Annotated in this window: 13 protein-coding genes; 5 read left to right on the top strand and 8 right to left on the bottom strand. The window is 57.7% G+C overall.

Annotated elements, in window-relative coordinates:
* The first annotated feature begins 5 nt into the window (after positions 1-5).
* The 4 genes from B5G16_RS02430 to B5G16_RS02445 all read left to right on the top strand — a co-directional run bounded on the left by B5G16_RS02430 (position 6) and on the right by B5G16_RS02445 (position 3,368).
* Complete coding sequence (locus B5G16_RS02430) at positions 6-1,097, top strand: trypsin-like peptidase domain-containing protein (protein ID WP_087260731.1); 1,092 nt, start codon at positions 6-8, stop codon at positions 1,095-1,097.
* Positions 1,098-1,224: 127 nt separating this feature from the next.
* Positions 1,225-1,683, top strand: coding sequence for a hypothetical protein (locus tag B5G16_RS02435; RefSeq protein WP_087260732.1), 459 nt, complete (start codon positions 1,225-1,227; stop codon positions 1,681-1,683).
* Between the two features lie 270 nt (positions 1,684-1,953).
* On the top strand, positions 1,954-2,592 hold the full coding sequence (locus B5G16_RS02440; protein ID WP_239405930.1) for a hypothetical protein: 639 nt from the start codon (positions 1,954-1,956) through the stop codon (positions 2,590-2,592).
* 26 nt (positions 2,593-2,618) lie between these two features.
* A complete protein-coding gene (locus B5G16_RS02445) occupies positions 2,619-3,368 on the top strand; it encodes a hypothetical protein (RefSeq protein ID WP_204227982.1) in 750 nt (249 codons plus the stop codon).
* Positions 3,369-3,573: 205 nt separating this feature from the next.
* On the opposite strand, the gene B5G16_RS02450 is transcribed toward B5G16_RS02445, so the two are convergent.
* The 5 genes from B5G16_RS02450 to B5G16_RS12940 form a co-directional block, all read right to left on the bottom strand.
* Positions 3,574-4,227, bottom strand: coding sequence for a lipid-binding protein (locus B5G16_RS02450; protein WP_087260734.1), 654 nt, complete (start codon positions 4,225-4,227; stop codon positions 3,574-3,576).
* Positions 4,228-4,267: 40 nt separating this feature from the next.
* Entirely contained in the window at positions 4,268-5,677 is a 1,410-nt protein-coding gene (locus tag B5G16_RS02455; protein ID WP_087260735.1) for a SusD/RagB family nutrient-binding outer membrane lipoprotein, read from the bottom strand.
* A 25-nt stretch (positions 5,678-5,702) separates the two neighbouring features.
* Entirely contained in the window at positions 5,703-8,930 is a 3,228-nt protein-coding gene (locus B5G16_RS02460) for a SusC/RagA family TonB-linked outer membrane protein (RefSeq protein WP_087260737.1), read from the bottom strand.
* A 242-nt stretch (positions 8,931-9,172) separates the two neighbouring features.
* Entirely contained in the window at positions 9,173-10,387 is a 1,215-nt protein-coding gene (locus tag B5G16_RS02465) for a site-specific integrase (protein ID WP_087260739.1), read from the bottom strand.
* A gap of 138 nt (positions 10,388-10,525) precedes the next feature.
* Complete coding sequence (locus B5G16_RS12940) at positions 10,526-10,657, bottom strand: hypothetical protein (protein ID WP_262481314.1); 132 nt, start codon at positions 10,655-10,657, stop codon at positions 10,526-10,528.
* A 49-nt stretch (positions 10,658-10,706) separates the two neighbouring features.
* Here B5G16_RS12940 and B5G16_RS02470 point away from each other — a divergent pair, with 49 nt between their 5' ends.
* The gene (locus tag B5G16_RS02470; RefSeq protein WP_087260742.1) at positions 10,707-11,900 is read left to right on the top strand and encodes an FprA family A-type flavoprotein; all 1,194 of its coding nucleotides are present in this window, start codon (positions 10,707-10,709) and stop codon (positions 11,898-11,900) included.
* A gap of 153 nt (positions 11,901-12,053) precedes the next feature.
* On the opposite strand, the gene B5G16_RS02475 is transcribed toward B5G16_RS02470, so the two are convergent.
* The 3 genes from B5G16_RS02475 to B5G16_RS02485 are packed head-to-tail and all read right to left on the bottom strand — an operon-like array spanning position 12,054 to position 14,299.
* Positions 12,054-12,503, bottom strand: coding sequence for a YhcH/YjgK/YiaL family protein (locus B5G16_RS02475; RefSeq protein ID WP_087260744.1), 450 nt, complete (start codon positions 12,501-12,503; stop codon positions 12,054-12,056).
* Between the two features lie 38 nt (positions 12,504-12,541).
* On the bottom strand, positions 12,542-13,678 hold the full coding sequence (locus B5G16_RS02480; RefSeq protein WP_087260748.1) for an endonuclease/exonuclease/phosphatase family protein: 1,137 nt from the start codon (positions 13,676-13,678) through the stop codon (positions 12,542-12,544).
* Between the two features lie 6 nt (positions 13,679-13,684).
* A complete protein-coding gene (locus tag B5G16_RS02485) occupies positions 13,685-14,299 on the bottom strand; it encodes a rhomboid family intramembrane serine protease (RefSeq protein ID WP_087260750.1) in 615 nt (204 codons plus the stop codon).
* Between the last annotated feature and the right edge of the window lie 25 nt (positions 14,300-14,324).

A 14,324-nucleotide genomic window follows, 5' to 3' on the forward strand; every position in this document is an offset into this window, starting at 1 on the left:
TCACCATGGAACAGAATATTTATAGCGTAGTATTCAAGGTTACGCATGCCGGCGGCTCGGGCAGCTGCTTCTACCTGAAAGACCACGATCTCTTCGTCACGAACTACCATGTGGTCGAGGGATTCCACACCGTGGCCGTCCACGACAACGACCGCAACCCCTATCCGGCGAAGGTCGTGCTCGTGAACCCAACGCTGGACATCGCACTGCTGGCCGTCGACCACGACTTCTCATCGCTGCCGTCCCTGCACCTGGCGGCCGACGATTCGCTCGCCATCAGCAACAAGATCCGCGTGGCGGGCTATCCCTACGGCATGCCCTTCACCGTCACCGAAGGCACCGTCTCGTCGCCCAGGCAGCTGATGAACGGGCAGTATTACATCCAGACCGACGCCGCGGTGAACCCCGGCAACTCCGGCGGCCCGATCATCAACGAACGCAACGAAGTGGTCGGCATCACGGTGAGCAAGTTCACCAACTCCGACGCCGACAACATGGGATTCGGCATCCGCGTCGAGACGCTGCACAAGCTCTTCGATTCGCTCGGCGAGCTGGACCGCGACTGCTTCCAGGTGCAGTGCGAGAGCTGCGACGAGTTGATCTCGGACGAAGAGGAGTTCTGCCCCTCGTGCGGCGAAAAGCTGCCCGAAGGGGTCTTCGAGGAGCGTCAGCTCTCGCCTTTGAGCGAGTTCTGCGAGGCGGCCATCGCGAAGATGGGCATCAACCCCATTCTGGCCCGCGACGGCAACGAAGCGTGGTTGTTCCACAAAGGCAGCTCCGAGATCCGGCTGTTCGTCTACGACCGCACCTACCTGTTTGCCGTCTCGCCGATCAACCTCCTGCCCAAAAAGGAGGTCGAGAGGGTGCTGGACTACATGCTCGATACGGACTTCTATCCCTACAAACTCGGCATCGAGGGGCGTCAGATCTACATCTGCTACCGCATCCACCTGGCCGACATCTCGGAGGAATCCGAGGAACGCATCCAGCAGAACCTCGTCCGGCTGGCAGAAAAGGCCGACGAGATGGACAACATGATGGTCGAGCAGTTCGGCTGCGAGTTCTCGGCCTATTCGAAACAGGACAACGAGGCGTAAGCCCGAAAAACACATTGCGAAAACCCGACGAAACCGGTCTCTTCCGCCGTGCGGTGTCCCCCGCCTGACGGAAGAGACCGGGGACAACGGTCCGATCCATCCATTTCCATCAAACAACGATCCAACCATGAAAACCTTCAATTACGCATCGACCTCGTCGATCAAGGAGAATCTGATCTCGCTGATTCTGGGCATCGCCCTGATCGTCTTTCCGCTCGTTCACCCCTTCGGGATCCGCATCGGCGCCAAACCGATCCTCGGCCCCGTGCCGACGACGATCCTGATGATCATCGCCGGACTCTACATGCTCTACTCGGCCTACCGCAAGATCCGTCAGGCCCGAGCCCTGTCGGCAAAGGGCGGCACCATCACCGTGGAGGACGACCGGGTAACCTATCCGGTAATCCGCAAGGGCAATGTCGAAAAGGAATCCTTCGCGATCTCCGAAGTATCGAACCTCGCGTATGCCGAGGACGACGGCATCCTGACCGTTGTGCTCAACGACGGCAAGACGGTCAAGTTCGACGTCGACTTCTTCGACAGCCTCGACACGCTCAAAGAGTTCTCCGCCCTGCTGCAGAAGTAATCCGCATGCTTTGTCGGGAGGGGCGTCGTAGCACGAAGCGGATACGGCGTCCCCGTTTTTTCAGGCCGTTTCATGGCAACACTTCGTCATGCCGGAACGAGACAGCGACAAAGGAGGACGAAGAAGCCCAGCCCGAAGCAATCGGGTCCCGCGACAAACTTCCGGCAACATGACTCGAACCGGCAGTTTTTTACAAATTATCTCCCTAATGGCATCCGGCTTCTCAAAATAATGCTTAACTTTACGAACAACCTCAATATGCCTGGTAGCATGAATACAAGAATCCTTCGTTTCACGCTGTTGACGCTGCTGTGCACCATGGCACTTTCCGTGGCTCACGCTGCCTCGACCGTTCAGGGGCGCATCTACCTCAAGAACGGACGCGTCATCGAATGCGGCGAAAAAGACCGCATCGAACTCCCCAAACACGCACAGGACGTCAAACTGCTGCGCCGTGCTTTCTACAAGGACAAGAGCAAGGAGATCTATCGCTACGAGGAGATCGACTCGATCGTCTGCTGGCACGCCACGGCACCTGAACATCCACAGAAGTTTATCCCCGCAGGGAAAGTCGGCTGGCTGTGGGTCTATTTCGAGACGCCTCATATCTGCGTCGGCGTCTTCGCCCAGAAGGGATACGGCGTCGATTCGAACGGCGGCATCGAGGTGCTGGTCAAGTATCGCTATCTGAGCCGTTCGCGCACGGCATACTACCTGCGCAAGGCGGGCGAGGAGGAGTTCTACGACGCCGGATCGGCCAGCCGCCGGGGCAAGGATCGTTTCCGCGAATCGGTGGCGGCCTACGTCTCCGACGATCCCGAACTCGCCGGGCGGATCTTGCAGTCAAATACCTCCGACCGCAGCAAGACCATCCTGATGCTCGAAGCCTACAACCCCGAAAAGAATTGAATGTTTAACAACGAACCTGAAACAAGATGAAACACTTTTTCTTTGGTGCGTTAGCTGCATTAGCCACCATCGGCATGATCTTCCGTGCCGACGCCAAGAATCCCGAAGATGCGGAGTCGGATCATGTGATCGTCACCCTCAAATCGGGCGAGAAGGTCGACTGCTACGTCCATCGGGGCTGGCACGCCGAGAATTCGGTATTCAAGAAGGAGAACTACTCGTTCAAGGTCACGAAAACGCCCGACGACAAGGAGCCGATCGAATATACGGCCGACGATGTCGTGAGCATCGACTATGTCGAGACGACCGAGAACCATCCCGACGGTCTGCGCTGGGAGTCGCATCCGCTCGCCAAGCCCAACTTCGCAAGCCGCTACCACACGATGCAGGTGCTCTTCTGCGTCAACAAGGTGGGCAAGAACGCCACGACCTACTGGTGGAAAATATGGGTTTCATCCGGAATAAACGGCATGGGCCGATCGCTCCAAACCAACTACGGCGTCCGTTTCCACAACGATCCCGAAGGGATTGTCTACCCCTACACGCTGGTCAATTCGGTGCTGATGAAGGACCGCTACCCGGGCTTGCAGGATTTCTGCAAGAAATGGTTCAAGGGTCCTGAAGGAAAGGTCCACGACAAGGAGGCCGAGGAGAACGACTCCTGGATCCTCGACATGTACGACGCCTATCTGGCCGGGATGGGCGACGAGGCGGCCAATCTGCCCTATCCCATTCCCGACAAGAAAAAAGCCTCCGGGAAGTCGGACAAAGAGTAACCGGGACCGGGGATCTCTGTCCAAAGCCGAAAGGATTCCCAGACAAAGAATCGCTCCGCATCAGCGCACGTGCCCGCCGGGGGTTCACACACTCACTCAAAAAAAGGAGAGGATCACCGTCACGGCTCCTCTCCGAATAAACATTTCCGGCCAAAACTCAATTCATTGCATCATTGATAGAAATGTTTACCTTGCTTCCTGACCATCACGGCCACAAGTTATTATCAATGAAATCAGAGTAATCCTGCATGTCCTCGTTCCAGCCGGTATTCTTCATCCCCTTGACGACATACTCCTTCATGGTCGCATCGGGATTCGTGCGGCTGTATGTAAATTCGATCGCATCGGCCTTGTATCCGGTCTTCGTATCAACTCCATTCTTCACAACCTTGCCGCCGGTGACCGTCACCTTGTAACCGTCACGATCCACATATCCGCTGTAACCCGCCGTATAGTAGGTCATGCCCAGATATATGTTGTTGCAGAATTGAGGCTGGGAAGCGTCCGATTCCGAACACGAGAACGTCAGATCCTTCGTATTGCAGGAAAGTCTGAATTGAAGCGCATCCAGAAAAATCGCGCTGATTTGATCCTGCGTATTGGTCGTATAGTGTTCGATCTTGCAGTCGGTAAGCGTCATCCACATGGCATCCGCATCATTGTTGGTCGTATTCGTAACCAGAATATCGAACACCGTGACCGGAGTCGTCAGATCGCTCGCATCATAGGCGAAACAGATCCACTGTCCGTCGAAATCGGCAACCGCCGTCATCTCGGGATCGTCCGCCTTATAAGTCTCACAGGCTGCGAAACCAAAGGCCAGAACGACGGCAAACAACATTTTCAATATCTTTTTCATATCTTGTCCGTTCTTTTAAATTTAACCAACTGTACTGAACCTATTTGTGCCACCACATCTTGGTGTTGAGGGGCACTACGTCCGGAGCGTTGGGGTTGAAGTCCGTCGACGTGTAAGGATAGAGGAAACGATAGGGATAGTCATTCAGGACTCCTTTCGACGAAGTAAGCGTCGTCCCTCGCGTCGGATAGCCCGTGCGGTTCATATCGAACCACGCCTCGATCGGCATGCAGCGCACATTGGCAGCCCACTTCTGGTTGATGATCTGCTCGACCATCTGCTCGGCCGTACCGTCGCTCTTGAAGGCATAATCGCCGGCGATGAACGTGTCGGCGCCCTCGCAGCCGCAACGGGCGAAGGCCGCGCGGATCGCCGCCTCATAGTTGCTTTGGGCATTCGCAGCGTCATTCAGACGGGCATACGCCTCGGCTTTCAGGAAAAGAGCCTCGTCGATCGTGGCGAAATAGACCGGATCCGTGGCTCCGAGACGGAGGCGGTTCGCCTGTTCCAGCATCGGCCGGATCCCATAGGCCACGCCAAGGAGCTCTCCATCCGTCTCATAATAGTAGGCCAGACGAGGATCGCTCTCATCCAGGATATTGAGAATATCCGAGCAGCAACGGATGTTGGCGGTCGTGTTCAACTGACGACGGTCGCTCTCGTACAACGGATTCGACTTGTCGGCCTGATCCAGGAAGTTGTCGAAGGCCGCATCCTGCGTGTCGAGCAGGTTGTTTTCGGTCAGCAACGTCTGGATCTTGGTCTTGTTGGCATCGAAATCACGCATCAGCACCCGCAGGTAGAGCGTATTGGCGAATTTCACCCACTGCTCCATGTCGCCGCCGAAGATCATGTCCGACGTGGTGGAGGTATTCGTCTCCTCATCGGTTGCCAGCTGCGCGGCATCCATCGCGCGAAGTTCTTCCAACAGGCCGACGATCACCTCCTGCATCTTCTCCCCGCTGTCGAAATGCGGGGTCGTGTTGGTTTCGTCGCCCAGACAGCCCTCCGTATAGGCCACCTCGTCATAGAGGCTCGTCAACAGATAGAGGTTGTAGGCCAGCAGGGCCTTGGCCTCGAAAACGAAGTTCGAGACATTGGACTCGCCCTCGCACTGCGCCAGAATCGTCTTGATCGACGGGAAGACCCGCGAATAGATATAGGCCCACGGGTTGGTGAAGTAGGACGACTGCGTATTGAGGTTGTAGGTCATGATGTCCACATACTGGTTGGTCTCATTGCACTGCACCACATACTGCGACCAGAAATAACCCACCAGCGTCAGTTCGTACCCCACCTTGTCCGCCGTTTCAAGCGCTACGGTAGGCAACAGCGCCGTCTTGTCCGCATCGCTGACATAGTTCGGGTTCTCGTTGATATCCAACCAGTCCCGGCATCCACTCAACACGGTCGAGAGAAGGATGGAAAATATGACAATGATTTTTTTCATAACGATATCTTCTTAAATGGGACGTTTAGAAAATGATTTTGATGCTGCCGCCGAAGGTCCGCGTCGTCGGGGCGGAGTAGAACTCGCCGAACTGCGACGTGAGGTCGTTGCCGTAGTTGGTCATGTCCGGGTCGATGAGGCCCTGGGTCGGCGTCCACATCAGCAGGTTGCGGCCCACCAGCGAGACGTCGATGCCCGTCAGCCACTTCACGCCGGCGAACCACTTGCGCGGAAGACGGTACGTGAGGTTGATCTCGCGGAGTTTCAGGTAGGTCTTGTCGAGCAGGTCGTCCCGGTAACGCTCGTTGTTGGAGTTCGAATACCAGTAATTGCTCAGCGTGTTATAGGCCGTAATGGGGATGTTGTTCTCATGGTATTCGCCATCTTCGCCCACATACACCGCATTGGGCACGACGAACGAATCACGCATGTTGTAGAGCGTCTCCTCGGCGTTTCCGTTGAAGTAGACGATGCTCTTCGTCGCCGAATACATTTTGCCGCCGTAACGCCAGTCGAACGAGAAGCCCAGCGACAGATCCTTCCAGCGGATCGTGTTGTTGAAGCCCATCGTGAACTTCGGATCCGCATATCCGATGATCTCCGTCTCGGTCGACGAGAGAACCGGATAACCCGTCGTGGAGCTGACGATCGTCTTTCCGTAGTAAGGGCTCGACTCGTCCTGCACGGTCTCGGTCTTGTAATAGGTCCAGGTTCCCATCGGCTGTCCTACGATCGCTTTCAGCTGGGGTCCCGTGGTCAGACCGTAGATCGTGGTCTCCGTCACGTCGTCCCACAACTCCTTGACTTCGTTCTTGTTCTTCGAGAAGGTGTAGGTGAAATCCCACTCCCAGTCCTTCGTCCGCACGGGAACCAGACCGACCGTCAGTTCGATACCGCGGTTCTGGACGAGACCCACGTTGCGCACCTGCGAGGTATAGCCCGATTCGGGCGCCAGGTCGGCCGAGATGATCTGATCCCGGGTCTTCTTGTTATAATAGGCGATGTCGAAGTTGACGCGGTTCTGGAACAGACGGATGTCGGCACCGACCTCCCATTCGGTGGAGATCTCCGGCCGGAGGCTCGTCGCCGGCATGCGCGTCGACTGCAAGAGACCCGAGAAACTGTTCAGCGGGAACGTCAGACTGCCGAAACCGCCCGTAGCGCTTCCCAGAACATAGTAGGTCGACGTATAGTAGGGTGAAGCGTCGTTACCGGTCTGTCCGTAACCGCCGCGGAGTTTCAGGAAGCTCAACACATTGCTGCGGATCGACGGGAAGAGGTCCGTCAGCACCACCGAGACGTTGGCGCCCCAGTAGAAGAACGAGTTGTCGTCGATGGGCAGCGTCGACGACCAGTCGTTACGCGCCGAGAGCGTCAGGTAGATGGCGTCGCGCCAGCCCAGGTCGGCCTGTCCGTAGAGACCGAGCAGACGGCGGCGCTCGAAATAGGACGACGACGTGGGGATCGCACCGCTCGTATTGTCGAAGCTCGGCCACTCCTCGACAGCCAGGCCCGTCAGCGAACCGGCCACATAGGAGGCCGTGCGCTGGTTGAGGTTCCAGCCCGCCGCAGCGTGCAGCGACCAGTCGCGGCCGAAACGGTAGTCGGCATTGAGCAGGATGTTGGCATCGATCTGGTTGCTTCGGCGGGCGATCTCCTGATAGGAGCCCTGCTCCGTCGAACCGCCCTCCACTGCCGTATACGATCCGGGCAGGAAGGTCCAAAGGTCGTTATAGTACTTTTCGGTCGAATTGTCGAAGTCGCCGCCCAGACGGCCGATCAGTTGCAGGCCCTTGCAGAGCTGGAAGCCCAACTCGATGTTGCCGTAGACGCGGTCGTCCTGATAGGTCGAATAGTTGTGGTCCAGTGTCCACCACGGGTTCTGGGCATAGGGCGTATAGAAGTTGTTGGCGTTGTTGTAGATGTTGTCGTAATCTTTCAGATCGCCGTAGTCGATGTCGACCGGATACTGCAAGATATCCTGATAGATGGTCGAACCGCTGCCGCCCTGGCCCGTCATGGCATTGCGGACATCCTTGCGCACGTAGGAGATGCCGTAGTTCAGCCATGCCAGTCCGCCCTTGATCTGCGTATTGCCGCGGAACGAAATGGTATTCCGCTTGTAGTAGTCGTTGTTGCCCGGGAGGATACCGTTCGAATAGGTATTTCCGTAGGAAGCCATGAATCCGCTGGTCTCCGTACCGCCCTGCACCGTGATGGTATTGTTGGTTTCGAAGCCGACGTCGTAGAAGTTCTTCAACGAATTCTTCGCATACGAGAAGGGTTTTACCGACATCTCGGCTCCGTCATACCACGCAGCGCCCGGACGCCAGTAGTTCGGACGGCCGTCGAGGCGGTTGCCCCACGAACCGTTCTCCGTGGGCGAGAAGTTGCCGAAATAGCCGCCTTCGTAGTCATAATACCAGCCCTGACCGAACTGGTCCTGCAACTGCGGGATGCGCAGCACGGTGCTGGCCATGAACGAACCGTCGTAGGTGACGGTCACGTCCTCGTTCTGACGGCCCCGCTTGGTGGTGATGATGATCACGCCGTTGCCGGCCCGCGAACCGTAGAGCGCCGTAGCCGAAGCGCCTTTGAGCACCGTGATCGACTCGATCTCGTCGGGATTCACGTCGGCGGCCTGGTTGCCGAAGTCGATCGAGTTGTCCAGATCCTGCGTTCCCATCGTGGAGTTCGAGATGGGCACGCCGTCGACGACGTAAAGGGGCTGGTTGCTGCCCGTCAGCGAGGAGTAGCCGCGGACGATGACCTTCTGCGAGGTGCCGGTACCTCCCGACGAGGAGATCTGCATACCGGCCACCTTGCCGATCAGACCCGACATGGCGTCGGCGGCACGACCCTTGGCGATCTCGTCGGCCCGGACCGTCGATGAGGCGTATCCCAGAGTACGCTCCTGACGCGTAAGGCCGAGGGCCGTGATGACGACGTTGTCCAGACCGATCGCATCGTCCTGCATGACGACGTCGATCGTCGTCCGGTCGTTGATCGCAATGGTCTGCGTCTGCATGCCGATGAACGAGAACTGCAAGGTTTCGCCCTTACGAACATCCAACGTGTATTGTCCGTCAGCATTCGTGCTGGTACCCACATGTGTGCCGTCCACGACAACCGTCACTCCCGCAATCGGTTTCCCCTCGGTTGAGGTAACCGTACCGGAAACTTTCTTACTTTGAGCCGAAGCATAAATGCTGCAACTCAAAACGGCCATGAAGAGTAGTACAAGTTTTCTCATAAACCTAAATTTGAATTAATAATTTTAAAAATATCTCTTTTCAAGAGATGTGATTACAATTTGAAACTTGTCGAAATATGGCTTCCAGTATACTTGCAGCTGCATTTTTTGTCATTTTTGTCTGAAAAAGTATGACCAAACAGGATGAAATGCTTCAAATATGTAAACAGATCATTGCGAATACCGTTTTTTTACTTATATTTGCCTTGTCGGAATCGTCTCTTGAAAAGAGATACAAACCGTCACTCGCCGAACCTGCTTGCAATCAAATCGATAACCATTCGGTTGGCACGGTCCACCTCGGCCGTATCCAGCGACGCCAGATAGATCTGTGTCGTCGTCTCGGAATCGTGCCCCATGCCTTCGCTGATCACCGAAAGCGGGATATGCTGGCTCCGCGCCACGCTCGCCCACGTATGGCGCGCCACGTAGAGCGTCAGCGGTACGGGGAGTTGCAGCCGCTGCCCGATCTTTTTGAGATTCCGGTTGATCAGGTGCCCGACATTCTTGTACTGGCTGCGCTCGCTGCCGGCGTCGCTGCGCAGAATCGGCAGCAGATAGTCCGGATGCCGGTCGGGATACTTGTCGACGATCTCCTGCATGCAGTTCTCCCATCGGATCGAGAGCTGCTGTCCGGTCTTCTTCCGCCGATAGGTCAGGATTCCGCCTTTCAGGTCGTTCTTGCGCAGGTAAACCATATCCACGAACGACATCCCGCGCGTATAGAAGCTCAACAGGAACATGTCCCGGGCATAGTCCTGCTTCGGCGAGGCGGAGAGATCCAGACTCCGGATCTTGCGGACGGTCTCCGCGGAGACGGCCCGCTTCACGGTCTTGTCGATACCCGTATACACGTGTTTGAAGGGGTGCCGCTGCGGGGTCAGCCGCTGTTCCACGGCCCGGTTGTAGACCGCCCGCAGGATGCGCATGTAGAACGACGAGGTATTTTTGCTCACACCCGTCATTTTGAGCTCGGCCTCATAGGCGCTCATGAGTTCGGAGTCAATGGCGTCCAGCCGGATATCGCGGAATTTGCGGAACCGCGAGAAGCTGTGCAACGCCGTGGCATAGGTCTCGCTGGTGCGGATGCGGTTCAGCGCTTCGAGCCGTGCGATCTGCTCCTGCATGAAGCGGAAAAACGATTTTTGGACCTTCGGAGCCTCCCCGCGTTGAAACACCTGCTCGAACGAGAACTCCCCTCCGGAACGTTCCTGTGCGGCGACATTGCGTTCGAGCCGCGCCAGGTCCGCCAGAAGATTCCGCCGCAGAGCGTCGAGATAACAGGTACGATCGGATCCGGAACCGCGGAATGCGAGACGCTCGTCCCACTCCGATGCATGGATTTTGTAGTCGGTCCTGATCCGGAAGACCTTCCGGTTGAGGATGATCTGGAAATAGAGGGATCCCTCTTTGCCCGCGACAGTCGAAGCGCGGAATTTTACCTTTACAGATGCCATATTTAATTTGATTTATAAGATAAAAAGACGACGGGAATATAAGATTTTAATTCCTGACGGCATCGGATCGGCAACAGACGGCAAAGGATCCGGAATACGGAACGCAGACCGATGGCACGAAAAAGGCGGAAACACCGGTCAAGGTTTCAGATTGAAAGCAGACGCACGGAAATCCGAAGAGGCGAAAAGTCTTTTCAGCACAAAAGTATCCGGATCGACAGATTTTCCCGTTTCAGGGAATCTTTCCGGATCGGATTCCGGGGTCGTCATATTCCGGGATTTTTTCGTAAATTTGCGGCAAAACAAACCGAACGAAACCATGGCAATCACGGAAATAGCACCCGGCATCCACTATGTCGGCGTCAACGACCGGACCACAACCCGCTTCGAAGGGCTCTGGTCGCTCCCCCAGGGAGTATCTTACAACGCCTACCTGGTCACAGGCGAGAAAACCGCACTCATCGACACCGTCGAGGAGGCATTCGGCAGCCGGCTCGAAGCCAATATCCGCGAGGTGATCGGCGACCGCAAGCTCGACTATCTGGTCATCAACCACATGGAACCCGACCATTCGTCGTCGATCACGGCCCTGCGGCGGCTCTACCCCGACCTGCAAATCGTCAGCAACGCCAAGGCCCTGCAAATGGTCGAGGGATTCTACGGCATCGCGGGCCCGACGCTCGAGGTCAGGGAGGGCGACACGCTCGATCTGGGCGGCAAGCACCTCACGTTCCACCTCATCCCGATGGTCCACTGGCCCGAGACGATGGTCACGTGGTGCGCCGGGGAGCAGACGCTCTTCACGGGCGATGCCCTGGGATGCTTCGGCGCCCTCGACGGCGGGATCACCGACTCGGAGATCGACCCCGAACGCTATTGGGACGAGATGCGCCGCTACTATGCCTGCATCGTCGGGAAATACGGCGCGCCGGTGCAGAAGGCGCTCCAAAAACTCGCCGCGCTGCCCGTGCGGACGGCCTGCCCGACCCACGGTCCCGTCTGGCAGCAGCAGCTCGGCCGGGTCATCGACCTCTACGACCGCATGAGCCGCTACGAGGGCGAGCCGGGCGTGGTCATCGCCTATGCCTCGATGTACGGGAATACCGAACAGCTGGCCGAACGCCTCGCCCGCGAGATCGCAGCCGAGGGTGTGCGCGACATCCGCGTCTACAACCTCTCCTATGCCGATCCGTCGGTGGTGCTGCGCGACGTATTCCGCTTCGACACGCTGCTGGTCGGAGGTCCGACCTACAATGCGGGGCTCTTCCCGCCCGTAGCCGAGCTTCTCGACAAGCTGGCCGCACGCTGCATTCCGCAACGCCGTTTCGGATGGTTCGGCTCCTTCACGTGGGCCGGGGCATCGGTGCGGCTGCTGGGAGAGTTTGCCCAGAAGATGAAGTGGGAGACGCTCTGCGAGCCCGTGGAGATGAAGCAGGGATTCTCCGGGAAGATGCACGACGCCTGCCGCACGCTGGCACGAAGCGCCGCAGAAGGACTCCGCGACAAGGCATAACGGGGAATCGGGCGGAAGAGAAAAACCGCCATCACACCCATCGGCGGCGGCATCGCCCCCTTCGCAGGACCGCAGCGGTCCTGCCATCAATGACAAAAACGGAAAAAGCCGGGGATTTCTCCCCGGCTTTTTCCGTAAAGCGGCGCGATTCCGCTATCGGCGCACCTTGACGATGATCTTACGCACCGTACCCTGGCCGACCATCGGAGCGTGTCCGTCCTCCGGGAAGAGGATCGTGAACTGGCCCGGACGGAGCGTGTAATAGGTCTGGGGTTCGTCGTCGAAGAGCTGGATGTCCTTCTCGACATTGAACTCCGACTGGGGCATGCGCAGATCCCTGCGCTCGCTCCATCCGAAGCTCTCGCACGTTCCGCTGACGAGCACCTGGATGTCGATGTACTCGTCGTGCACTTCGAGCTTGGCATCCTTCTTCTCTTTGAGCTCCCGCTCCATGACGTTGACATAGATGTCCTTTCCGTCGAGTTCGTGGATGCCGGGCTCCACAGTCATCCAGTCGGTCTGCGCAATCAGTTCGAAAGCCTTTTCCAGACGGGGATTCAGGCCTGCATAGAGGCTGCTGTTTTTCAGAGAGTCTAAAATCATAGCGTTTATGGGTTTTGAGTTGGCAATGAATTCCGTATCTACTCTTTTTTCAGATCCACGACCACGGGATAGTGGTCCGAATACTCGACCGGGAGGGTCGCATAGGACCTCGGATCGAAACCGTCGCACAGCACATAGTCGATGCGCAGCGTGTTGAAGAAGCCGCGGAAGGTGTGCGAATAGCCCGACCCGCAGACGCTGAACGCATCGCGCAGACCGCGGGCCATCGTCCGGTAGACGTAGGAGATCGGCGTGTCGTTGAAGTCGCCGCAGACGATCCGGCGCGTATGCGTGGCCTCCACCACGCGGGCGATGCTGTCGACCTGGGCGGCGCGCAGCACGCTGTTCTCGCGCAGCCGTCCGACGATGCTGCGGATCTTGACCTCGCGGGCCGTATCCGAGAGGAAGCGGTGGTCGGTGATGTACTCGCTGTCGGAGGCGTTGATCGCCGTGGAGCGCAGGTGGTTGTTGAAGACCCGCACCGTGTCGTTGTCGACCAGCAGGTCCACCCACACGGCCGACGAGGGCGTGAGGATCGTCCCGGAGCGGAGGATGCGGAACTTGCTCAATATCGCCAGCGGAGCCTCATAAACCGAATCGGGGGCCGCCGTACGTCCGAATCCGGAACTTTCGTACTTTTCATCCAGGAGCGAGAACTCCTCCGAGCGGGCCGCCAGACGGGCGTTGAACTCTTGCAGGCAGATGATGTCGGGGTCCTGCTCCTCGATCAGGCGCAGGACATCGCCGACGCTGCTGCGGCCGTTTTCGCCGTAGAAACAGCGGACGTTGTAGGTCATCACCTTGATTGTCCCGCGGCCGGAGGTCTCCTCCTCGTAGGAGCGGCGGATTTCGGGGCGCCAGAAGAGCGAGACCTTGAAGAATCCGACCGCCACGACGACCAGCATTATCGAAGCTCGCAACAAACGCCAGCGGATGATCCAGTAGAGCATCAGCACGACGCCGACCACATAGGTGATCGGGGCGGCCAGTCCCAGCACGGGGAAGAACCACACGCGGGAGGGGTTGACATAGGGAACGAGGTAGGTCAGGAGGATCGCGACGACGAAAGCCAGCGAGACGACCGTAAGCAGGGCGTCGAGGAGCCACAGGAGCCAGCTGCGGCGGCGCTTTCCGCCGCTGCGCTCCCGGTAATCGCTGTAATATTCGGAATCCATGACGGTTTAATATCGGATCTGTCCGCGCCGCCTCCACCACAGGAGCAGCAGATAGCCCCACAGCATGCCGCCGACGTGGGCGAAGTGGGCGACGTTGCCCACACCCCGCCAGCCGAGGAAGAGTTCGATGACGGCGTAGATGATGACGAACCACTTGGCCTTCATCGGGATGGGCGGGATCAGGAGCATGATCACGGCATTGGGGTACATCACGCCGAAGGCCAGCAGGAGCCCCATCACGGCACCCGAAGCTCCGACCAGCGCCATCGGCTGACCCATGGCCGTGGCGATGCCCGCCTGGATCAGCGCCGCACCGATGCCGCAGACCATGTAGTAGATCAGGAAGCGCCGCGAGCCGAGGTCGTACTCCAACGTCCGGCCGAACATCCACAGGGCGAACATGTTGAAGAAGATATGCTCGAAATTGGCATGCAGGAACATGTAGGTGATGAACTGGTAGGCATGGAAGTCATATCCCAACATGCGGGGCCCGACCTGCAAGGCGCCGAACCGATCGAGGAACAGACGGGCCTCGGGGATCAGCGCCATCGCCATGTAGACGAGCAGATTGATGATTATCAGATTTTTGACGACCGGAGGGGTCTGGAAATAGCGGTTCATGCAGCATCAAATTTTCACAAAAGTA

Origin of the sequence: Alistipes sp. An66, from assembly GCF_002161445.1 — a bacterium.
Taxonomy (GTDB): Bacteria; Bacteroidota; Bacteroidia; order Bacteroidales; family Rikenellaceae; genus Alistipes; species Alistipes cottocaccae.

Coding starts and splice junctions, on each gene's coding strand:
- B5G16_RS02430 (WP_087260731.1), top strand. CDS start 6: ATGGAACAGAATATTTATAGCGTAGTATTCAAGGTTACGCATGCCGGC.
- B5G16_RS02435 (WP_087260732.1), top strand. CDS start 1,225: ATGAAAACCTTCAATTACGCATCGACCTCGTCGATCAAGGAGAATCTG.
- B5G16_RS02440 (WP_239405930.1), top strand. CDS start 1,954: ATGAATACAAGAATCCTTCGTTTCACGCTGTTGACGCTGCTGTGCACC.
- B5G16_RS02445 (WP_204227982.1), top strand. CDS start 2,619: ATGAAACACTTTTTCTTTGGTGCGTTAGCTGCATTAGCCACCATCGGC.
- B5G16_RS02450 (WP_087260734.1), bottom strand. CDS start 4,227: ATGAAAAAGATATTGAAAATGTTGTTTGCCGTCGTTCTGGCCTTTGGT.
- B5G16_RS02455 (WP_087260735.1), bottom strand. CDS start 5,677: ATGAAAAAAATCATTGTCATATTTTCCATCCTTCTCTCGACCGTGTTG.
- B5G16_RS02460 (WP_087260737.1), bottom strand. CDS start 8,930: ATGAGAAAACTTGTACTACTCTTCATGGCCGTTTTGAGTTGCAGCATT.
- B5G16_RS02465 (WP_087260739.1), bottom strand. CDS start 10,387: ATGGCATCTGTAAAGGTAAAATTCCGCGCTTCGACTGTCGCGGGCAAA.
- B5G16_RS12940 (WP_262481314.1), bottom strand. CDS start 10,657: ATGACGACCCCGGAATCCGATCCGGAAAGATTCCCTGAAACGGGAAAA.
- B5G16_RS02470 (WP_087260742.1), top strand. CDS start 10,707: ATGGCAATCACGGAAATAGCACCCGGCATCCACTATGTCGGCGTCAAC.
- B5G16_RS02475 (WP_087260744.1), bottom strand. CDS start 12,503: ATGATTTTAGACTCTCTGAAAAACAGCAGCCTCTATGCAGGCCTGAAT.
- B5G16_RS02480 (WP_087260748.1), bottom strand. CDS start 13,678: ATGGATTCCGAATATTACAGCGATTACCGGGAGCGCAGCGGCGGAAAG.
- B5G16_RS02485 (WP_087260750.1), bottom strand. CDS start 14,299: ATGAACCGCTATTTCCAGACCCCTCCGGTCGTCAAAAATCTGATAATC.